Source organism: Mesorhizobium sp. M8A.F.Ca.ET.181.01.1.1, from assembly GCF_004792025.1.
Taxonomy (GTDB): domain Bacteria; phylum Pseudomonadota; class Alphaproteobacteria; order Rhizobiales; family Rhizobiaceae; genus Mesorhizobium.
The window spans coordinates 44277-65669 of record NZ_SRTV01000014.1; the positions used below are offsets into that span (position 1 = coordinate 44277).

Genomic DNA, 21393 nt, shown 5'->3' on the forward strand with positions numbered 1-21393 from the left:
CGAGCGGGGCAGACTGATGAAGGCGAACGGCGGCGCGCTTCGGCGCATTTGGGACGGCACGCTCCTTGCGGGTGTGAACGGCGCGGCGGTCGCCTGCCTGTTTCCAGGGATGGCATCGGCGGCGCAATACGACGTCGCCAGCCTGGGCGAACTCAACAATGCCCTGGCCACGATCACTTCGACGGGTGACCCAACGCCCGTTATCGTCCTGAGGTCCGACATCACGACCAGCATCAACGTCCTGACTTCGACCAGCCCGCTGACGATCGACACGAATGGATACACGCTGACGGCTCCTCAATTCAGCGGTGGACAAGCGGTGATCGTGACCGGAACCGGCAATGTTGTCGGACTGAGTAACGTGGCCGGGCTTGTGGTTAATAATGGGGCTAACGTCACCAATGAGGTATCGGTTGAAGGCGCCTCATTCAGCACTCCGGGCACCACCGGACAAATTGGCGCGAGCGTCATGAACAATTCGACGCTTGCCAACAGCGGCAGCATCGTAGGCGGCAACGGCACCACGGCTGGCGGTCCAGGTGTGCAAGTGAGCTCCGGTGGCCAGTTGATAAACAACGCGGGCGGCACCATTCAGGGAGGTAGCGGTAGCCAAGGACCGGGAGGCATCGGCGTTGCGATTGGGAGTCCCGCCGGCGCGCAGACAAAGCTCACCAACAACGGTACCATCCTGGGTGGCGAGGGTACGACCAGCGGTGGCATCGGCGTAGTGGTGCGCACCAGTAATGTCGGGACGATTATCAACACCGGCAAAATCCAGGGCGGCACCGGGGCGGCCGCAATCATGACCAACAGCGTCGCGGGGTCGCTCAGCATCGTCAACAGCGGCACCGTTAGCGGCGGCGCGGGCGCCAATGCCATTTCTCTTATCGCAGGCTCGACAGGGAGCCTTAAGCTTGAACTTCAGGCCGGTTCGGTGATCGTCGGCAATGTCGTGGGCGGAAGTGGAGCCAATGACGTCCTCACCCTCGGCGGCGACAACTCCGCGGTCCTCGACGGCATGATCGGCGATACCGGCCAGTACCGGAACTTCGACGTACTCGAAAAGACCGGCGCCGGCACCTGGGCGCTGACCGCAGACAACACCGCCACGCAAGCCTGGACGATCTCGCAGGGAACGCTTCAGATCGGCAATGGCGGTACGACCGGCAGCATTCTTGGCAATGTCACCAACAACGGCACGCTGGCCTTCGACCGCTCCGACACCTACACCTATGCCGGCGTCATCTCCGGCAGCGGCGCGGTGAGCCAGATCGGCACCGGCACGACGGTGCTCACCGGTGCCAACACCTATAGCGGTGGAACCACGATCTCCGCCGGCACGCTCTCGGTCTCCGCCGACAACAATCTCGGCGATGCTTCCGGCGGCCTGACCTTCAATGGCGGCGTGCTGCAGGTGACCGGAACCGCCTTCACCGGCACCGACCGCACCATCACCTTGGGGTTGCTGGGCGGCAGCTTCGACATCGCCGACGCCGGTAACGCTTTCACCGCCAGCCAGGCGGTCACCGGCAGCGGCGCGCTGACCAAGCTTGGCGCCGGCACGCTGATCCTGACCGGCGACAGCAACTACGGCGGCGGCACGACGATCTCGGCCGGCACGCTGCAGCTCGGCAATGGCGGCACATCAGGTTCAATCACCGGCAACGTCGCCAACAATGGAACCTTGGCCTTCGACCGCTCGGACACCTATACCTTTGCCGGCACGATTTCAGGCAACGGCGCAGCGATCCAGCAGGGTTCGGGCACAACGATCCTGACGGCCGACAGCAACTACACCGGCGGCACGACGATCTCCGCCGGCACGCTGCAGCTCGGCAATGGCGGCCTGTCGGGTTCGATAACTGGCAACATCACCAACAACGGCACCCTCGTCTTCGACCGCTCCAACGGCTTGGTTCTTGCCGGCGTCATCTCGGGCAGCGGCGGCGTGATCCAACAGGGTTCGAGCACCACCGCCCTGACCGGCGACAACACGTACAACGGCGGCACGACGATCTCGGCCGGCACCTTGCAACTCGGCAATCGCGGCACATCCGGTTCGATAACAGGCGACGTCACCAACAACGGCACGCTCGCCTTCTACCGCACGGATAGCTATACCTTTGCCGGCACCATTTCCGGCAGCGGAGCGGTGAACCAGTTGGGGTCCGGCACCACGATCCTGACCGCCGACAACACCTATGCCGGCGTCACGACGATCTCGGCCGGCACGCTGCAGCTCGGCAATGGCGGCACGTCAGGCTCGATAGCAGGTAATGTCATCGACAACGGGACGCTTGCCTTCGATCGTTCCGATGCAGTGACCTTTGCCGGCGTCATCTCCGGCAGCGGCGCGGTGAGCCAGATCGGCACCGGCACCACGATCCTGACCGCCGACAACACCTATGCCGGCGTGACGACGATCGCGGCCGGCACGCTGCAGCTTGGCAATGGCGGCACGTCAGGCTCGATAGCAGGCAACGTGACCAACAACGGCACCCTCATCATCGACCGCTCCAACGGCGTGACCCTCGCCGGCGCGATATCCGGCAGCGGCTCAGTTGTGCAGCAGGGCGCCGGCAGCACGACGCTCGCCGGTACGAACAGCTACGGCGGCGGCACGACGATCTCCGCCGGCACGCTGATCGGCCAGGCAACGAGCTTCGGCACCGGCAACATCCTGAACGACGCCGCGCTCGTCTTCGACCAGCCGGCGAACGCCACCTTTGCCTCCATCATCGAAGGCAGCGGCACGCTCACCAAGCGGGGCGCCGGCAATCTCGATCTCACCGGCATCAATACGCTGAACGGCGCGACCACGATCGAGGCCGGCAAGCTCTCGGTCAATGGCTCCCTTGCCAACTCGGCCGTCACCATTCTCGGGGGCGGAGCGCTTGGCGGTAACGGCACCGTGGGATCGACGACACTCCAGGCCGGCGGCGTCATCGCGCCCGGCAATTCCATCGGCCTGCTGACCATCCAGGGCAATTTCGTCGGCGCGGGCGGCACGGTCGAGATCGAGGCTATTCTCGATGGCGACGCCTCTTCCACCGACAAGCTCGTCATCACCGGCAACACCTCGGGCACCGCCAACGTCAAGGTGATTGGCCTCGGCGGTGGTGGCGCGCAGACCGTCGACGGCATCAAGATCATCGATGTCGGCGGCACGTCGGCCGGTACCTTCAACCTTTTGGGCGATTACGTCTTCCAGGGCGACCAGGCCGTGGTGGCCGGCGCCTATGCCTACCGCATGTATCAGAACGGCATTTCCACGCCGGCCGACGGCGACTGGTACCTGCGCTCCGCGCTGATCAATCCCGTCGATCCCGGCGGCCCGACGTCGCCGCTCTACGCTCCCAGCGTGCCGGTCTACGAGGCCTATGCCGGCGTGCTGCAGAGTTTCAACCAGCTCGGAACGCTGCAGCAGCGCGCAGGCAACCGCTCATGGACCGGAGCGGCGCAACCCGATGCGGACGACCGCGTCGAGGGTGGCAGTCCGATCTGGGGCCGCATCGAAGCCGCCCACAAAAAGTTCGACCCCGGCACGTCCACGACCGGCACCGACTACGACGCGGATCTGTGGAGAGTGCAGGCGGGCCTCGACGGCCAGCTCGCGCAAATGGCCTCCGGCGTCCTGATCGGTGGCGTGACCGTTCATTACGGTACGGTGAAGTCGGATATCTCCTCGGCTTTCGGCCTCGGCTCGATCGACACGACAGGCTACGGCTTCGGCGGCACGCTGACTTGGTACGGCAACAGCGGCTTCTATGTCGACGCGCAGGCCGAACTGACCTGGTTCGACAGCGACCTGTCCTCCGCCACGCTCGGCAAAAGGCTGGTCAAGGGTAATAACGGCTTCGGCTATGGCCTCGGTATCGAAGCCGGGCAGAAGATCGGTCTCCAGGGCAACTGGTCGCTGACGCCGCAGGCGCAGCTCAGCTATTCCTCGGTCGATTTCGACAGCTTTACCGACCCCTACGGCGCCGTCGTCGCCAATGGCGGCAGCGACAGCCTGATCGGCAGGCTCGGCCTGTCGGCGGACTATGAAAGCCGATGGAAGGACAAGACGGGCAAAACGAGCCGCTCGCATGTCTACGGCATCGGCAATCTTTATTACGACTTCCTCGACGGCTCCGATGTCGATGTCTCGGGCACCGTGTTCAGCAGCAAGTCGCGGCAGCTGTCGGGCGGGCTCGGTCTCGGCGGCTCGCTGAGCTGGGCCGATGACCGTTATTCCGTCAATGGCGAGGTCTTGGCACGCACCAGCCTGGAAGACTTCGGCGACAGCCGCTCCATCGGCGGCACGGTCGGCTTCAAGGTCAAGTGGTAAGTCGAGCCAGGCGCGCTTTCCCCGGGAGACGGGCAGCGCGCCTGGTGTGAGCCCGGCGGCAAACCTGCCCTCAGACCGCGGCTTCGATCGGCTCGGCAAGCCTTGGATTGGAACGCGCCGCGATCAGGCAACTGGCCACGATGAGGCCCGCTCCCGCCAGCGTGGTCCAGGTCACCGCCTCGTCGAAGAAGAACCAGCCAAGCGCGATCGCCCAGATGAAGGCCGAGTACTCCGTCGGGATCAGATATTGCGCTTCGGCACGCGCGTAGGCCCAGCTCATCAGGAACTGGCCGGCGAGCGACAGCGCCGTCACCCCGGCGAGCGGAAGCCAGAGCTCGCCCGGCAGGGCAATGGCGAGCCAGGGCGCCGCGAGACCGAGCATGACCGCCACGCACAGGTTCTGGAACAGCATGATCTCGATCGGCTTGGCCACCAGCGCCTGCTGCCGCGCAAGGATCAGATTGTAGGCGTAGAACACCGTCGATACCAGCACCGCCGCCGTGCCGAGCAAGGCATCCCTGGCATGGTTCGCCTGCCCGAACTGGCCGCTCACGATGATCGCGACGCCCGCTATGCCGGCCAGCGAGGCCCAGATCGCCTGCCGCTGTATGCGCTCGCCGAGCAGCAAGGCGGCAAGCAGCAAGGCAAACAGCGGCGCGACGAAACTGAGCCCGATCGCCTCCGCCAGTGGCAGGCGGGCGAGCCCCCAGAAGAAGGAGAGCAAGACAAAGCCGACGACCGCGGCACGCAGCGCATGCAGCCTGAGCACGGGAAGCGCGGGCAGCCTGCGTGGCCCCATCGACCAGCCTGTGCCCGCAACCACGGTTGCCAGCATGCTGCGCCACAGCACCGTGTTGTAGACGCCTACCGCGATGACCAGGACCTTCATGGCCGCGTCCATCCCCGACAGCAGGAAGATGCCTAGAGCGCAGACAAGCACCGGGACCATGGGAGAAACGGCGCCTGCCAGGCTAGATGACTTCACGAGGCCCCTCATGTGATGGATCGCAGCCGGATATATCAGGGCGGACCGGCGGGGCCAGATGGCAGCCTCGCCGATATGGCGGTCCAACACGCGTTCGAGATCCGGGATTCGAAGTTTCTCCCGCGCCTGTCGATTTCACCATGGCCCGTTCGTCATATGATTGAACCAACCCAACCAAGGAGAAGACCATGCGGTTCATGATGCTGATGATCCCCGGCGGCTACGCGGAGGCGGCGCCCGATGTCATGCCCAGCGCCGAGGCGGTGGAAGGGATGATGAAGTACAATCACGAGCTGAAGAAAGCCGGCGTGCTTCTGACGCTCGACGGCCTGCATCCGCCGTCCGCCGGGGCGCGGGTCAGCTACAAGGGTGGCAAGCCTCTGGTCGTCGACGGCCCCTTCGCCGAGGTCAAGGAAGTGCTGGGCGGCTATTGGGTGATCGACGTGCGCTCACGCGACGAGGCCATCGAATGGGCCCGCCGCTGCCCCGCTGGAGAAAATGACGTGATCGAAATCCGCCAGGTCTTTGAAATGAGCGAATTTCCCGAGGACGTCCAGAAGGTGGCGGATCGTCTCGGCAGGATCAAGGATTGATCGCCAACAGAACCATCGAGGCCGTCTGGCGGATCGAGCAGCCGAAGCTCACCGGCAGATTGGCACGCACCCTCAGGGATGTCGGGCTGGCCGAGGAAATCGCGCAGGACGCCTTCGTGCTGGCGCTGGAGCGCTGGCCTCGCGACGGCATCCCGCGCAATCCGGCCGCCTGGTTGACGCAGGTCGCCAGGAACCGGGCGCTCGACCGGCTGCGCCGCACCACCATGATCGACGGCAAGCATCGCACGCTCGCCATCGACCTCGCCGAGCTGGAGCGCGAGATGCCCGACATCGAGACGGCGCTCGACGAGGATATCGACGACGACCTCTTGCGGCTGATATTCACCGCTTGCCATCCCGTCCTGCCCGCCGAGCAGCGCGCCGCGCTGGCGCTGCGACTCCTTGGCGGGCTGTCGACGCCGGAGATCGCCCGCGCCTTCCTGGTGCCCGAAGCCACCGCTGCCCAGCGCATCGTGCGCGCCAAGCGAACCCTTCGCGATGCCGCCATCCCGTTCGAGACGCCGCGCGCGGAAGAGCGCCGCGAGCGCCTCGCCGCAGTGCTGGAGGTGGTCTATCTCATCTTCAACGAGGGCTATGTGGCGACCGCCGGACCGGACTGGCTGCGCGCCGATCTCTGCGCCGAGGCGCTGCGCCTCGGCCGCTCGCTGGCGGCGCTGATGCCCGACGAGCCCGAGGTGCGGGGGCTGGTGTCGCTGATGGAGCTCAACGCCTCCCGCTTCGCGGCCCGCACCGGCAAAGCGGGCGATCCGATCCTGCTGCTCGACCAGGACCGCGGCCGCTGGGACTGGTCGCTCATCCGGAGCGGCCTCGACGGCCTGAATCGCGCCATGGTCCTGACCTCGGCGCCCGGCCCCTATCTGCTGCAGGCGATGATCGCGGCCTGCCACGCCCGCGCGGTCACCGCCGCCGACACCGACTGGATCGCGATATCGGCCTATTACCAGGCGCTTGCCTTGGCGGCCCCCTCGCCCATCGTCGAGATCAACCGGGCCGTGGCCGTCGGCATGGCGTTCGGTCCGGCGCAAGGCCTCGCCATCGTCGAGGCGCTGAAGGACGAGCCGCGCCTGAAGGACTCGCATCTCCTGCCCACGGTGCGCGGCGATTTCCTGGAGAAGCTCGGCCATCGGGCGGAAGCCAGCGCCGCGTTCCGCCACGCCGCCCAATTGACCGGCAATGACAGAGAGCGCGCGCTGTTGCTGGCCCGTGCCACCCTCAATGAGCGTCCGGCGGCGGCGCCTTCGGCGTGACATTGCGCAGGAACGGAACCAGCGCCGTCGCGATGACGAAGGCGGCCATGATCGCCAGGAAGGCGTCGGCGTAGGCCATGGTGGATGCCTCGCGATAGGCGAGCGCCCATAGCTGCTTCAGCGAAGCGGTGTGACCGTCGGCGACGGCACCGGGCAACTGCCCGTAACGCAGCGCGACGTTGTCGACCAGACGCATCGCGGCTTCGTTCTGCGGCGTCAGATGCGAAGCGATCGTCAGGAAATGGAAATTGGTGCGGTCGTTGAGGATCGCGCCGCAAATGGCGATGCCGACCGCGCCGCCGAGATTGCGCATCGTGTTGAACAGGCCGCTGGCATATTTCAGCCGTTCGGGCGGCAGGCTGCCAAGGCCGAGATTGACGCTCGGCGCGACGGCGAACACCTGCGGGAAACCGCGAAACAGTTGCGGAATGAGCAGCTCGGCCGCACCCCACTGGCTGGTGATGGCGCTGAAACTCCACATCGAGGCGCCGAAGGAGGCCAGCCCGAACATCATCAGCCAGCGCGTGTCGAAGCGCTTGGCGAGGAAGATGTAGACGGGAACGCCGACCATCGAGGCGACGCCGGTGGAGAACACAGCGAGCCCGGTCTGCAAGGCGTCGTAGCCCCTGACATAGCCGAGGAACAGCGGCGTCAGATAGATCGTGGCGAAGATGCCGATACCGGTGACGAAGGAGAGAAAACAGCCGATGGCGAAATTGCGGTTGCCGAAGGCACGGAAATCGACCACCGGCTGCGCAAAGGTCAGGCTGCGGATGACGAACAGAACCATGGTGATCCCGGCGACGATGGCGCCATTGCGGATCGTGGCATCGTCGAACCAGTTCCAGCGCGAGCCTTCCTCAAGGACGTATTCCGCCGTGCCCAGGCTGACCGCCATCAGCACCATCCCGATATAGTCGGCCCCCCTGAGCAGCGACGGATCGGCCTTGTCGATCTTGACCAGCAGCGCAACGAGGATGGTGATGATGGTGCCCGGAATGACGTTGACATAGAACAGCCAGTGCCAGTTCAGCGTGTCGGTGATCCAGCCGCCGATGACAGGCCCGAGCGTCGGCGCAATCGAGGCGATGCTGCCGACCACCGCTGCGGCATAGACCCGCCTTGGCCCCTGGAAATAATGGAACGACGAGGTGAACACCGTCGGGATCATCGACGCGCCGAGCAGCCCCTGCAGCGCGCGGAACACGATCATGCTTTCGATGCTCCAGGCGAAGCCGCACAGCATGCTGGCGAGCGTGAAACCGGCCGCCGAAATGGTGAACAGCCAGCGTGTCGAGAACACCCGCGTGAGCCAGCCCGACAGCGGGATGACGATAATTTCCGCCACCAGATAGGATGTCTGCACCCAACCGATCTGGTCCTGCGCGGCCGACAGGCCGCCGCCGATGTCCTGCAGCGACGACGCCACGATCTGGATGTCGAGAAGCGCGATGAACATCCCGACGCACATCACCATGAATGGCAGAATGCTGGCGATGAAGGATTGCGGGACGGCGCGCTCAGACATGGCGTCCTCAGTGCGCGCCAGTATCGACCATGACCGTGGTCGACAAGCCTGGCCGCAACGCGACCTTTTGCGCCTGGTCCTGGTCGATGGCGATGCGAACGGGCACGCGCTGGACGATCTTGGTGAAATTGCCGGTCGCGTTCTGTGGCGGGATCACGCTGAAGATCGCTCCCGTCGCCGGCCCAAGGCTGGTGACATGACCCTTGAGCGGCGCGTCCGGCGCGATGTCGGTATAGACCGTCGCCGCCTGCCCGTCGGTCATGTCGCGCAACTGGTCTTCCTTGAAATTGGCATCGACCCACAGGCCTGAAGCCGGAACGATGGTCAGGAGATAACTGCCCGGCGACACATAGGTGCCGACCTGCGCCAGCCTGTTGCCGACGATACCGTCGATGGGCGAGCGGACCTCGGTAAAGCCGAGATCGAGCTGCGCTGTATCGACATCGGCCCTGGCGGCCGCGAGCGCGGCGGTCGCTTCCGAGATCTGGGTGTTGAGCACATCGAGCCGTTGCGTGGCGGCCGCGAGCCCGGCGCGGGAGGCGGTCACCGACGCCCTGGCCTGGCCATCGGCGGCAAGGCTTCTCTGCGCGTCCTGCTGCGTGCCGGCTTTGGTGCTGGCCAGCGCCTCATAGCGTTTGGCGTCCTGGGCGGTGAAGACGGCCGCCACGTTCTTGGCCTCGAGATCGGCTTGCGCCTGCTCGATCAGCGAATTCTGCAGCGAGACCTGGGCGCGAAGATTATCGAGGGCCGATTGCTGCTGCTGGACGGCGGCCCGCGCACGGTCCAACGCCGCCATGAACGGCCGGTCGTCGATGCGGATGACGAGCTGGCCCGCCGTGACATGCTGGTTGTCCTCGACGAGGATCTCGTCGATGTGCCCGGCAACGCGTGGCGCCAGCGGCGTGACGTTGCCGCCGACATAGGCATCGTCGGTCGAGACGAGGAAACGGCCTGCCTGCCACCATTGGAGGCCATACCATCCGGCGACGCTGACAGCGACCAGGGCGCCCAATACCAGCAACGGCTTGCGGCGCTTCCTTGCCGGCGCGGGAATTTCAACGGTCGAGGGCTGCACTGGCTGCAACTCGGCAGCGGAGAGAACCTTGTTCATTTGCTCCGCGCCTCTTCACGGCTTTGATCAACCAGCGCGTTGTCGACAAGCGGCAGGCCGGAGCCGTTGCTGGTGAAGCGATATCGCTGGCGCATGCGGTCGGTGGCCATCGGCCCCGTGGCCATGGTGAAATCATCGCTGTCGAGCTGCCTGCCGCTCTGGCGATCCACCAGAACCGGCTCGGCCCAGCGACCATTAGTCTTGTCCACGACCACCAGGCTCGGGCCCTCGGGCGCCAGATGCTTGTTTCCCCAGGCGAGCAAGGAAAGCAGGACCGGGCGGAAATCGCGCGCCTTGGCGGTCAGCACATATTCGTGACGAAGCGGCCGTTCGCAATAGACGCGCTTTTCGAACAGCCCGCGCTCGACCAGGCTGTTCAGCCGCCGCGTCAGGATGTTGGGCGCGATCGCCAGGCTCTTTTGAAACTGGTCGAAGCGCGTCAGCCCCTGGAATGCGTCCCGCAGAAGCAGGATGCTCCACCACTCGCCGACATCGTCGAGGCTGCGCGCGATCGGGCACGGGCGTGTTTCGAAGCTTGTTTTCGCAACCATGATCGACAGCCTCTTTCAAGATGAAAGTGACTTGTAGCCAAGTTAGTTGCATTATGCAAGTCACTCGGTCGTGATCATGCGAGTGGGCGCGAGAGACGCAATTGACTGCGGGCGCAGCCGCAACTTCTTTGCAAGAACCCCAATGAAAAAGGGCGGCGCAAGCGCCGCCCTTCGGGAGGATGATGATCTGCTACGAGATCAGGCCGCCTGGGCTTCCCCAACGACGGCATCGGCGGCACGAGCGGCTTTCAGTACCTTGGCCCACCAGGCGACGTCGTTGACCAGCGCGGTGGCGGCCTGGTTCAGGTGCTCGAGATCTTCGAGCTTCTTCTCGCCCTGGCGCACGGCAAGGAAATCGCCCCAGGCGATATGGACGGCGGACTTGACCGGCGCCATCTGCAATTCGACGGCGTGCAGACGAAGCTGCTCGACGGCGCGCGAGCCGCCGACACTGCCATAGCCGACAAAGCCTGCCGGCTTCTTGTTCCACTCGTTGGCGGCGTAGTCGATGGCGTTCTTCAGCACGGCCGTCGGGCCGTGATTATATTCGGCGGCGGTGAAGATGAAGCCGTCGAATCCGGCGACCTTCTTCTGCCAGCGCTGTGCGACTTCGTTCTGCGACGGCGCCCAGGCCGAAGACGCTACCTCATCGAAGAAGGGCAGCGGAAAGTCGCGCAGATCGACAATTTCGACATCGATATCGGCATGTGCCTTGGCGATCTTGGCGATCCACTGCGTCGGCACGTCGGCGAAGCGGGCGGCGCGCGTCGAACCGATGACAATGGCGATTTTGGGCTTGGACATAAGGGGCTCTCCTTGCGGGAATTTTTGGTATCGTTTGGATACCGGCGCTATATGTGATACTGACAAACAGGCGCGCAAGGAGGCACGTTTTTGTTACTGAGGCACCCGCATAACACCGAGGACTGCCGGGCCGTGTCGGAGATCCTGCAGCGCGTCGGCGACAAATGGACCGTGCTCGTGGTCGGCAAACTGGGCGGCGGACCGCTGCGTTTCAACGAGCTGCGCGCGGCCGTCGGCGGCATCTCGCAGAAGATGCTGACGACCACCTTGCGCGGCCTGGAGCGCGACGGCTTCGTCACGCGCAAGGTGTTTCCGACCATTCCGCCGCGCGTCGATTACGAGCTGACCGAACTCGGCCATGAGTTGCTGGTACCGGTCGGCGCGCTTGGCGAATGGGCGCGCAAGAACACCCAGCGCGTTCAGTCGGCGCGCGCCAGATTCGACGAGATGCAAGCCTGAAACCCTTGCACGGCAAGGGCTCCGGAATTCGCACCGAGCGACGCTGCGTGTTTGCAGGGAAGTCATGGTTCCCTGAAATAGACGCCTTGGTCCGCTGAAAAAGACCTGGGAGTTTGTCTGTGGCGCTCGAGGCTCGGCCTCACGCATGCTCGCGCCCCGCGACGGTGACCGCATTCCAAAGGCAGCCAATCAGGCTCTTGGCGCCATGGCCCCGCAAGGCATCGGGCTGCAGATCGCGCACGTCGCTCTCCGCTCCTTCACACCAGTCGTGTCATGCAAACAGGCGGTGCGCCCGAGGTCCTGTTTGACTTCGGCATAAGCAGTTATGCCGAGCAGGCAGGCCAGGGCGGCGAGAGCCGCCGCAAGCCAGCCGTTCAATAGGTGTTGACGCATTGTCTTCCTCCGACGCCAGCAGAATTGGCCGTGGAGGCAACGGCAGGATGTCGCTGAGCGCATCGCTCCGCTCGGGCGATGTTACAAATGTCGCGCGGTGGCGGTATCGAATCAATTCTCGGCTGGAACGGCTTTCGGCTTGCCCTCGCCGTCGAGCGCCACCATGACGAAATCGGCGTGGGTGACCTTTTCCATCAGGTCGGAGAGATAGCGCTGCGCCCAGGCCTCGACCTTGAGCGTCATCGAGGTGCGGCCGACGCGTTCGACATGAGTGTAGATGCACAGCGTGTCGCCGATCTTCATCGGCTTGGCGAAGGACATCTCCTTGACCGCCGCCGTCACCACGCGGCCCCTGGCGCGCTCGGCGGCGCGAATGCCGCAGGCAAGGTCCATCTGCGCCATCACCCAGCCGCCAAAAATGTCGCCGGCCGCATTGGCGTCCGAAGGCATGGCCAGCGTGCGCAGCGTCAGGTCTCCGATCGGCCGTCCATCCGCGTACTGCACCATGCGAGAAATCCCTCGATATAATGATCATCGGTATCGCCACGGCAGGAATAGGTCAACGCAAGGCAGCCCCCGCTTCCTCGCCTCCATGGGATCACAGGCTCGCCGGTGGTGCGGTTTTGGAGAGGGCTTCCCCCACTCCGTCGCTGCTTCGCAGCGCCACCTCTCCCCCCTCCGGAGGGAGAGGAAGGGAGCCCGGCCGGGCAAGCTCGCGCCTTTCCTCTCCCCGTCGATCGGGGGGTCCGAAGGACGGGCGAGACCCGCGGCTCGCCCCGGCAAGGTGTCGAGCGAAGCTCGACGGAGTGGGGGTCGACTGCGCGGCGTAAGACCAGGCGCTAGCTGAGAGACGCACCTCTCAAAAATAATCTGCAAGGTTAGCTCGGATACGATCGAGAACCGTATCCCCGGAAAGGTCGGGAACGAATGCCTTGCCCGTAATCGCCTCGAAGGCCTGGGCATAGACACGCGAAGCCTGTTCGACGACCTCGTCCGGGATCCTCGGGATCGGATCCTTGTAAGGATCGCAGCGCGCCGCCACCCACGAGCGGATGAAATCCTTGTCGAAGCTCTCCGGCCGCGTGCCATCAGCCAGCGCCTGTTCGTAGCTCGCCGCGATCCAGTAGCGGCTGCTGTCGGGCGTGTGGATTTCGTCGGCGAGAATGATCGTCCCGTCCTTGTCGGTGCCGAATTCGTATTTTGTGTCGGCCAGGATCAGGCCGCGCTCGGCGGCGCGCGCCTGGCCGCGGGCGAACAGCTGCAAGGCGTAGCTCGAAACGGTCTCCCACTGCGCCGGCATGAGCAGGCCCTGCCCCAGGATCTCGGCCCTGGACAGCGGCTCGTCATGGCCGCCATCGGCGGCCTTGCTCGTCGGCGTGATGACCGGTTCGGCCAGCTTCTCATAGTCGCGCAGGCCGTCCGGCAGGCGCATTCCGTACATCTCCCGTTCGCCGCGCTTGTACCGGGTCAGGATGGAGGTGCTGGTGGTCCCGGCCAGATAGCCGCGCACGACGATCTCGACCGGCAGGATCTCGAGCCTTGTGCCGACGACGACGTTGGGGTCGGGATATTCCAGCACATGGTTCGGACAGATGTCGGCGGTTTCCTCGAACCAGTAGCGCGCCGTCTGCGTCAGGATCTCTCCCTTGAACGGGATCGAGGTCAGGATGATGTCGAAGGCGCTGAGACGGTCGGTGGCGATGATGATGCGCCTGCCGTCGGTCAGGTCGTAATTTTCGCGGACCTTGCCCCGGTAATAGCCCGGCAGTTCGGGAATGAAAGCATCCGACAGGACACGCATGGGTTCTCCTGCCTTGTGCAGAGTGGCCGATGTCCCCGCATAGTCCGTCGACCCCATGCATATCAAGCGCGATTGTCGGTATTCCCCACAACCCGGCCGGATAGACCAGTCGCTTTTTTCACAACCGATGCCGGAAGGCGCGGCGACGCGGCGAACTCGTGGCGTCTAGGCTGCGCCCTGTTTTCAGGAGCCGCCCATTTCCATCATGCAGACCTATGATTTCATCATCGTCGGCTCCGGCTCGGCCGGCTCGGTGCTCGCCGACAAGCTCTCGGCCTCGGGCCGTTTCTCCGTGCTGGTGCTGGAGGCCGGCGGCAGCGACCGTCGCTTCTACGTGCAGATGCCGCTCGGCTACGGCAAGACCTTCTTCGATCCCACGGTGAACTGGAACTACAAGACCGAGCCGGATCCCGGCCTTGGCGGCAATGTCGACCACTGGCCGCGCGGCAAGCTGCTCGGCGGGTCGAGTTCGATCAACGCCATGGTCTGGATCCGCGGCGCGCGCGAGGATTTCGACGACTGGCGCGCCGCCGGCAATCCCGGCTGGGGCTATGACGATCTGTTGCCGGCCTTCAAGGCGCTCGAGGACAATGAGGCCGGCGCCGACCAATGGCGCGGCACCGGCGGCCCGCTTCACATCAGCGACACCACGAACGCCGTCCACCCGCTGACGAAGCGTTATCTCGCCGCCGGCCAGCAGGCCGGCCTGCCGCTCAACCCCGATTTCAACGGTGCTGCCCAGGAAGGCGTCGGCATCTACCAGATCTCGACCAAGAACGGCCGCCGCATGTCGGCCGCCCGCGCCTTCCTGCGCCCGGCGATGAAGCGCGCCAATGTCCGCGTCGAGACCAACGCGCTGGCGAGCCGCATCCTGTTCGAAGGCAAGCGCGCCGTCGGCGTCGAATATCTGCGCAACGGTGAGACCAGGACGGCACGAGCCGGCCGCGAAGTGATCCTCTCCGCCGGCTCGATCAACTCGCCGCAGCTCATGCAACTCTCCGGCATCGGCCCCGCGGCATTGCTCAAAGGCTTGGGCATCCCGGTCGTGCAAGCCAACGAGAATGTCGGCGCCAATCTGCAGGACCATGTCGGCATCAACTACACCTTCAAGGGCAAGCTGCCGACGCTCAACCAGATCCTGCGGCCCTGGTGGGGCAAGCTTCTGGTCGGCATGCAGTACATCCTGACGCGCTCCGGCCCACTGTCTTTGTCGATGAACCATGGCGGCGGCTTCTTCCGCACCGACCCGGCCTTCTCGCGGCCCAACATGCAGCTTTATTTCCAGGCCTTCTCGACCCTCATCCCGAAAAACGGCGAGCGGCCGATCCTGACGCCCGACCCATGGCCGGGCTTCTCCATCGGCCTGTCCAACTGCCGCCCCTCGAGCCGGGGCGAGATCATGATCCGCTCCAGGAACCCGCTCGATTATCCCAAGATCGTCGCCAACGCCTATTCCACCAATGCCGATGTCGACGAGATGCTGGCGGCGGTGAAATTCGTGCGCAAGATCGCCTCGATGCCGGCCATGGCCGAGATCATCGCCGAGGAGGTGTTGCCCGGCCCGTCGATCCAGTCCGACGCCGACCTGCTCTCCGATTTCAGGAAGCGCTCCGGGACCGTCTATCACCCGGTTTCGACCTGCCGCATGGGGCCCGACCCCTCGCGCTCCGTCGTCGATCCGCGCCTGAAAGTTCATGGCCTTGAAGGCCTGCGCGTCATCGACGCTTCGATCTTTCCCGACAACATCACCGGCAACACCAACGCCGCCTCGGTCATGACCGGGTGGAAGGGCGCCGAACTGGTTCTGGAGGACCACACATGAAGATCACCGACGTCAAGACCTGGGTTGTCGGCAACCCGCCGCCCGGCATCGGCGGCAAATATTTCATCTTCGTCAAGCTCACGACCGACGGCGGCGTGGTCGGCTATGGCGAAGCCTACAATGCCACCTTCTCCGCCCATGTCACGGCCAGGATGATCGAGGACATGGCCGAGCGCTATCTGATCGGCCGCGATCCGCACGACATCGAAAACTTCTTCCGCCGTGCCTATTCCTCGGGCTTCACCCAGCGTCCCGACGTCTCCGGCATGGGCTGCTTCTCGGCACTCGAAATGGCCTGCTGGGACATCGTCGGCAAGGAAGCGAACAAGCCGGTCTACAAGCTGCTCGGCGGCCAGGTGCACGAGACGCTGCGCTCCTACACCTATCTCTACCCGCACACGGGCAGCGTCCATTCCGAGGACGCGCCCGATGGCAGGAACGTCTACAACGACCCTGAGATGGCCGCAGCCTGCGCGCTCGAATATGTCGAGCAGGGATTTAATGCCGTCAAGCTCGACCCGGCCGGTCCCTACACCGCCTTCGACGGTCATCAGCCGCGCCTCGTCGACATCGATGTCTCCACCAGCATGATCAAGGCGATCCGCGAGGCGGTCGGCACCCGCGCCGACATATTGTTCGGCACGCACGGCCAGTTCACCGCATCGGGCGCGCTGCGCATGGCGCGCGCCATCGAACCCTACGACCCCCTGTGGTTCGAGGAGCCGGTGCCCCCGGACATGCCCGAAGTGATGGCGCAGGTGGCGCGTGCGACTTCGATCCCGATCGCCACCGGCGAGCGGCTGACGACCAAGTCCGAATTCGCCCGCGTCATCGAGAACCGCGCCGCGACCATCCTGCAGCCGGACCTCGGCCGCTCCGGCGGCATTCTCGAAACCAAGAAGATCGCCGCCATGGCCGAGGCCTACCACATCCAGGTCGCGCCGCATTGCTATTGCGGGCCGATCGTCGGTGCCGCCAACATCCAGCTCGCGGTGACACTGCCGAACTTCCTGATCCTGGAATCGCTGAAGCAGTGGGACGGCTTCCACGCGACGCTGCTGAAGAAGAAGATCGAATGGCAGGACGGCAACGTCATCCCCTCGAAGGAGCCTGGCCTCGGCGTCGAGCTCAACGAGGCGGTCTGCGACGCGCATCCTTACACCGGCAAGGACCTGCATCTGCAGATGATGCAGATGCCGCTGGTGCCGTGAGCGAAAGCTACGCCTTCATCGGCCTTGGCCATCTCGGCGGCAACCTTGCCGCCAGCCTGATCCGCAACGGCTTTGCCGTTACCGTTGTCGACCGCGACCCCACCGCCGTCGAGCGCCTTGTCGCGCTCGGCGCCACGGCTGCCGGCAGTCCCGCCGAGGCCGCCGCCCGCGCCGGCAATGCCATAAGCTGCCTGCCTTCACCAAAAGTCAGCGAGGCAGTGCTGGCCGGCCCGGGCGGATTGCTGGAAGGCCTGCCCAAGGGCGGCACCTGGATCGAGATGTCGACCAACGGCCGCGACGAGATTTTGCGGCTTGCCGCCCTCGCCTCGGCCAAGGGCGTCGAGACAATGGAATGCCCGGTCACCGGCGGCGTGCATCTGGCGGCGGTGGGCAAGATCACCGCGCTGGTCGGCGGCAATGCGGCCCTCTACAAGCGCCACCGCCCAGCCATCGAAGCGATGTGCGCCAAGTCGTTCCTGATGGGGCCGATCGGCTCGGCGGCGGTGATCAAGGTCATCACCAACATGCTGGCCTTCATCCATCTGGTCGCCGCCGGCGAGGCGCTGATGCTGGCCAAGCGGGGCGGGCTCGACCTCGCGCAATCCTACCACGCCATCGTTGCTTCTTCCGGCAACAGCTTCGTCCACGAGACCGAAAGCCAGCTCGTGCTGAACGGCTCCTACGACATCGGCTTCACCATGGACCTGGCGCTGAAAGACCTCGGCTTCGCGCTCGCCATGGGCGAACAATCGGGCGTGCCGCTCGAACTGGCATCGCGGGTCAACGCGATTTTCGAGCAGGGCAAGGCAGCCTATGGCGGCGGAGCGTGGTCGACGCAGATCGTCAAATTGCTGGAAGATGCTGTCGGTACCGACCTGCGCGCGCCTGGTTTTCCGGCCAGATTGGAGATGTGATCCCGGCAGACCAGCCAATGAAATCAAGGCGTTGGGCAAGCATCTGGAATCATTGCCGCCACGGCCTGAATCAAAACTGCAGCATCTCGACTGCTTTCTTGGGCGAAGGTTTCAATCGGACTGCATGCCTCCGCGATTGGCGGAAACACCCCTTCCCTTCGTCATCCTCGGGCTTGACCCGAGGATCCATGCCGTGACGTCAAGACGCTGCAACGGTGCTGATTTCTGCTTCGTCGTATTCTTTGGCCAAGGTCACGGCATGGATCCTATGGTCTGCGCCGCGTCGCTACGCTCCTTGCTTCGCCATAGAATGACGACGCTATGGGAACGCTCCACCCCGCTCAACGCCCTGCTCAATATCTCAGCGTCAGCGCGCCGGGCAGGATCTCGAAGGTTGCCGGTATGCGCCCGGGCGACTCGCCGTCTATATCGACCAGCGCGCCATTCTTTTCGGCGTCGCCGAGCGGTTCGACCACCACTTTCCGGCCGCGCAGGATAGTGATGGCGGGGTGGTTGCGGTGCCTGCCGCCATAGAGCAGCCTGATATCCCAGATCAGCTTCAGCTTGCCCGCCGCGCGCAGGATGACGATGTCGAACTGTCCGTCGGCCAGCTCCGCATCCGGCGCGATCATCATGCCGCCGCCGAAGAATTTGCCGTTGGCCACCGCCACCAGCGCCATGCGCGCCTCGACCGGGTCGCCGTCATCGACGGTGATCCTTACGTCCTGGAAGCGGTAACGGACGAACTCGACCACGGTGCGCCACAGGAACAGCGTCTTGGCCGACATCCTGCCCTTGCGCTTGTCGGCATTGACGGCGCGGTCGGTGGCGCCCGACAGGCCAAGGCTGGCGATGTTGATGAAGTGGCGGCTGGCCAGCGCGCCATGCTCGTCGATGTAGCAGATACGGCCGGCATCGACCGCCCTTGCCTTGGCTTCGGCAATCCGCTTCAGCGTCGCGTCGATCTCCGTCGGCAGGCCGAGGCCGCGCGCGAAATCGATGCCTGTGCCGCACGGCAGGAGGCCGAGTTCGGTGGTCCTGCCGCCCTCCTCGCGGGCCTGCAGCAACCCGTCGGCCACTTCGCTCGCGGTGCCGTCGCCACCGGCCGCGATCACCAGGTCGAAGCCGTTTGCGGCGAGATCGAGCGCAAGCCGCTCGGCATCGCCCTCGGCCTGGGTCTCGCGCAATTCGAAATCGCCGAAGTGCTTTTTCAGCGCGGCGGCGACATCGGGCCAATGCCGTTTCAGCCGGCCGCCGCCGGCAATCGGATTGAGCACCACCCCGACCTTCAATGCTTTTCCTCCCCCGGAAGGCGCCGGCCCGATCCTGCCGGCCCCGATCCTTTGCCAGCATTGAAACCCGCGCCTGTCGGCAGGGCAAGGGGCACCATCGGTTCGTTCGCCGAAAAAGCGGGGCAGGCTGTCTAAGGTGTTCGCGCTTGAATTTCCCTGGCTTCTGGCATCGGTCCCCGATAATCCCGCTATCCACAGGGGCAAGCCCATTCCCCACAACCCTTACCCGGCGTAAGTTCAACCCATCTCAGGCGGCTACCGATCGCCAAGCCGAAAGGCGAAGTGAAAGGCGGATTTCCTGAGGCCCGTACGGCCCGGATCGAGACCAGGCTTGCCTGTTCGAGGGATGGTAGCCGAGACCTACGGGGCCGCGGAAAGCGTGCCAACGCCGACGGCGGACCGATGCTGCCATGAAGGACGGCAAAAACCTTCGATGGCACGCAGGGCAAAGCCCGCAAGGGCCAAGACCAGCGTGGTCTGGAACGGATGCTGCCTTCGGGTGGCTTCTGGCAGGACCGTCAAAATCAAGGCCGGCATGGCGCGACGACTTTACGGAAGTTGCTGCCGCGACCGTGTCCTGATCTGACAGGGAGGCGCTGGGAGAAATCCCGGCGCCGACTGTCTTTCTTAACCCTCGCAAAGTCCTTTCCCGGCGAAGTTGCGGGCGCCGCTTCACCGCGCGTCAAAATCGGTTAGTATCGCTGCGTCGTCAGAGTCCGTCTGCAACGGGCTTTTCGGAGGGGGATACTTCATGACGCTGATCCAGAAGCTTGCCATCGCCTACGCGTTCCTGTTCTTCGCGGTCGTGGCCATCGGCTACATTCCGGCCTTCAACGATGCCGACGGCAATCTGTTCGGCCTGTTCTCCCTGCAATGGTATGACGACCTGCTGCATGCCTTTTCAGGCGTCTGGGCGCTGGCCGCCGCCTTCATCTCGCACCGCCAGGCGGTGTTCTATTTCAAGCTGTTCGGCTCGGTCTATCTGTTCGACGGCGTGCTCGGACTGGTCACCGGCTCCGGCTGCCTCGATGCCGGCATCTTTATCAACGGCTTCCGCTCCCTCAACGACATCGAATTCCCCACCCGCTTCTTCGCCAACCTGCCGCACATCGTCATCGGCGGGATCGCCGTCTATATCGGCTTCTGGCTGTCGAAGCGCATCTACGACCACTTCGCCACGGCCTGATCGGCCATGTTCCTGTTCCGCTTGATAAAGCGCATCGTCAAGACGATCCTCTGGCTGATCGTCATCGTCATCCTGATCCCCATCGCCGGGCTTGCCTATGGCTTCCTGACCACGCCGTCACTCGACAGGACGCCGCTGCCCGGCATTGCCGACGGCGCGCCGCCAAAGGCGCTGGCCGACAAGGTGCGCGCCGAGATTCCCGGCTACCAGCGGCCGGAGGAATCGACCTTCCTCACCTACCCCGAATGGGCGATCGTCTACGCCGCGCGCGAATATGCCGGTTTCGTCGCCAAGGACCAGCCAAGCGGCTTTCCCTATTGGTCCTATGTCGGCCGCTTCTGGCAGGATTACGCGACGGTGATCCGCGCCAGTTCCCCCTACAAGTTCAACTACGCCAACCACCAGATGCTGGTCATCATCGGCACCAGCCATTCGATCGAGCATATCCTGCAATGGGCCTATGAGAACACGGTCGGCCGTATCACCGAGGCGGCATCGACCAAGCGTACCGCCGCCGACATCTACCAGGCCAAGGTGGCGGCGGATTATGCAGCTTTTCTCGACCAGGTGCCGTGGCACCAGTTCCCCTACGCGCAAAAGCGCGCCGGGCTGTTTGCCGTGCAGCCGGCGCCTGGTGACAGTTCCATCCGCACCAGCGAACGCAAGCTCGCCTTCGGCCTCGCCGACACCATCAAGCAAGGCTATGCCGATCTGATCAAGCAGGCGCTGGCGGCGACCTCCGACCCGGCCTTCCTCGATGTCCATGTCTGGGCCAAGGGGCCGGTCGGCGAGGCCACCCGCAACGAGCCCGACACCTTGCTGGAACGGGACCTGGGTCCGGACGGCACCGTCTTCGTCACCAAGCGCTATCAGGTCTTCACCGACATGATCCCGCGGCTGATCGACAAGGGTGTCTCCTTCGTCGAGATCGGCGGCAATGACGAGATCATGGTCACGGTGCTGTCGACCGACGCGATCGCCATTCCCGAAGGCATGCGCATCCTGTTCAGCTATCCGCTCCCGGCGGATCCCTCGACGCGCCGCACCGGCATGGTCGTGGCCGTGCGCAAGCTGCATCTGGTGCTGCCGTCGCTGATCAAGGCCGGCGCCAGGCTCGAACACGTCTACGACTACTGAGGTGACAG

At 64.7% G+C, this 21393-nt stretch carries 17 protein-coding genes; 9 read left to right on the plus strand and 8 right to left on the minus strand.

Translation table 11 applies throughout. The annotated features are described in order from the left end of the window. The first annotated feature begins 16 nt into the window (after nt 1-16). On the plus strand, nt 17-4330 hold the full coding sequence (locus EN824_RS31285; RefSeq protein ID WP_135897782.1) for an autotransporter outer membrane beta-barrel domain-containing protein: 4314 nt from the start codon (nt 17-19) through the stop codon (nt 4328-4330). Nucleotides 4331-4400: 70 nt separating this feature from the next. Here the strand turns inward: EN824_RS31285 and EN824_RS31290 are convergent, their stop codons facing one another. Then, on the minus strand, nt 4401-5327 hold the full coding sequence (locus EN824_RS31290) for a DMT family transporter (protein ID WP_127280568.1): 927 nt from the start codon (nt 5325-5327) through the stop codon (nt 4401-4403). Between the two features lie 176 nt (nt 5328-5503). Between EN824_RS31290 and EN824_RS31295 the strand changes: the two genes are divergently transcribed. Together EN824_RS31295 and EN824_RS31300 are read left to right on the plus strand one after the other, a co-directional pair. Further along, nucleotides 5504-5908 carry a YciI family protein gene (locus EN824_RS31295; protein WP_127280567.1) on the plus strand — a complete coding sequence of 135 codons (405 nt, stop codon included), beginning with the start codon at nt 5504-5506 and terminating at the stop codon, nt 5906-5908. Continuing rightward, on the plus strand, nt 5905-7176 hold the full coding sequence (locus EN824_RS31300; RefSeq protein ID WP_135867453.1) for an RNA polymerase sigma factor: 1272 nt from the start codon (nt 5905-5907) through the stop codon (nt 7174-7176). Before EN824_RS31295 ends, EN824_RS31300 begins: the two co-directional genes overlap by 4 nt. Here the strand turns inward: EN824_RS31300 and EN824_RS31305 are convergent. From EN824_RS31305 to EN824_RS31320, 4 genes are all read right to left on the minus strand, one after another. After that, entirely contained in the window at nt 7142-8704 is a 1563-nt protein-coding gene (locus EN824_RS31305) for a DHA2 family efflux MFS transporter permease subunit (protein WP_135867454.1), read from the minus strand. The two genes, EN824_RS31300 and EN824_RS31305, sit on opposite strands and share 35 nt — an antisense overlap. A 7-nt stretch (nt 8705-8711) precedes the next feature. Beyond that, nucleotides 8712-9815 carry an HlyD family secretion protein gene (locus EN824_RS31310; RefSeq protein ID WP_127873487.1) on the minus strand — a complete coding sequence of 368 codons (1104 nt, stop codon included), beginning with the start codon at nt 9813-9815 and terminating at the stop codon, nt 8712-8714. Next, nucleotides 9812-10366 carry a helix-turn-helix domain-containing protein gene (locus EN824_RS31315; RefSeq protein WP_135933055.1) on the minus strand — a complete coding sequence of 185 codons (555 nt, stop codon included), beginning with the start codon at nt 10364-10366 and terminating at the stop codon, nt 9812-9814. The genes EN824_RS31310 and EN824_RS31315 overlap by 4 nt, the downstream gene beginning before the upstream one ends. A gap of 198 nt (nt 10367-10564) precedes the next feature. Next, the gene (locus tag EN824_RS31320) at nt 10565-11170 is read right to left on the minus strand and encodes an NADPH-dependent FMN reductase (protein ID WP_127873489.1); all 606 of its coding nucleotides are present in this window, start codon (nt 11168-11170) and stop codon (nt 10565-10567) included. A 90-nt stretch (nt 11171-11260) separates the two neighbouring features. Between EN824_RS31320 and EN824_RS31325 the strand changes: the two genes are divergently transcribed. Next, the gene (locus tag EN824_RS31325; protein WP_127281183.1) at nt 11261-11629 is read left to right on the plus strand and encodes a helix-turn-helix domain-containing protein; all 369 of its coding nucleotides are present in this window, start codon (nt 11261-11263) and stop codon (nt 11627-11629) included. A 504-nt stretch (nt 11630-12133) separates the two neighbouring features. Here the strand turns inward: EN824_RS31325 and EN824_RS31335 are convergent. Continuing rightward, the gene (locus tag EN824_RS31335) at nt 12134-12529 is read right to left on the minus strand and encodes an acyl-CoA thioesterase (protein ID WP_127279779.1); all 396 of its coding nucleotides are present in this window, start codon (nt 12527-12529) and stop codon (nt 12134-12136) included. A gap of 352 nt (nt 12530-12881) precedes the next feature. Further along, nucleotides 12882-13823 carry a phosphoribosylaminoimidazolesuccinocarboxamide synthase gene (locus EN824_RS31340; protein WP_127279780.1) on the minus strand — a complete coding sequence of 314 codons (942 nt, stop codon included), beginning with the start codon at nt 13821-13823 and terminating at the stop codon, nt 12882-12884. Between the two features lie 205 nt (nt 13824-14028). Between EN824_RS31340 and EN824_RS31345 the strand changes: the two genes are divergently transcribed. The 3 genes from EN824_RS31345 to EN824_RS31355 are packed head-to-tail and all read left to right on the plus strand — an operon-like array spanning nt 14029 to nt 17770. Then, nucleotides 14029-15645 (plus strand): GMC family oxidoreductase N-terminal domain-containing protein, encoded by a 1617-nt coding sequence (locus tag EN824_RS31345; RefSeq protein WP_127279781.1) that lies wholly within the window; start codon nt 14029-14031, stop codon nt 15643-15645. Then, on the plus strand, nt 15642-16856 hold the full coding sequence (locus EN824_RS31350) for a mandelate racemase/muconate lactonizing enzyme family protein (protein WP_135867455.1): 1215 nt from the start codon (nt 15642-15644) through the stop codon (nt 16854-16856). The genes EN824_RS31345 and EN824_RS31350 overlap by 4 nt, the downstream gene beginning before the upstream one ends. Beyond that, on the plus strand, nt 16853-17770 hold the full coding sequence (locus tag EN824_RS31355; RefSeq protein ID WP_135867456.1) for an NAD(P)-dependent oxidoreductase: 918 nt from the start codon (nt 16853-16855) through the stop codon (nt 17768-17770). The genes EN824_RS31350 and EN824_RS31355 overlap by 4 nt, the downstream gene beginning before the upstream one ends. 353 nt (nt 17771-18123) lie before the next feature. On the opposite strand, the gene EN824_RS31360 is transcribed toward EN824_RS31355, so the two are convergent. Then, nucleotides 18124-19062, minus strand: coding sequence for a diacylglycerol kinase family protein (locus EN824_RS31360; RefSeq protein WP_135867457.1), 939 nt, complete (start codon nt 19060-19062; stop codon nt 18124-18126). Nucleotides 19063-19813: 751 nt separating this feature from the next. Here EN824_RS31360 and EN824_RS31365 point away from each other — a divergent pair. Together EN824_RS31365 and EN824_RS31370 are read left to right on the plus strand one after the other, a co-directional pair. Then, nucleotides 19814-20248, plus strand: a complete 435-nt coding sequence (locus EN824_RS31365; RefSeq protein WP_127278524.1) for a DUF4383 domain-containing protein — start codon at nt 19814-19816, stop codon at nt 20246-20248. 6 nt (nt 20249-20254) lie between these two features. Then, nucleotides 20255-21385, plus strand: coding sequence for a hypothetical protein (locus EN824_RS31370; RefSeq protein ID WP_135933056.1), 1131 nt, complete (start codon nt 20255-20257; stop codon nt 21383-21385). Nucleotides 21386-21393: the final 8 nt, after the last annotated feature.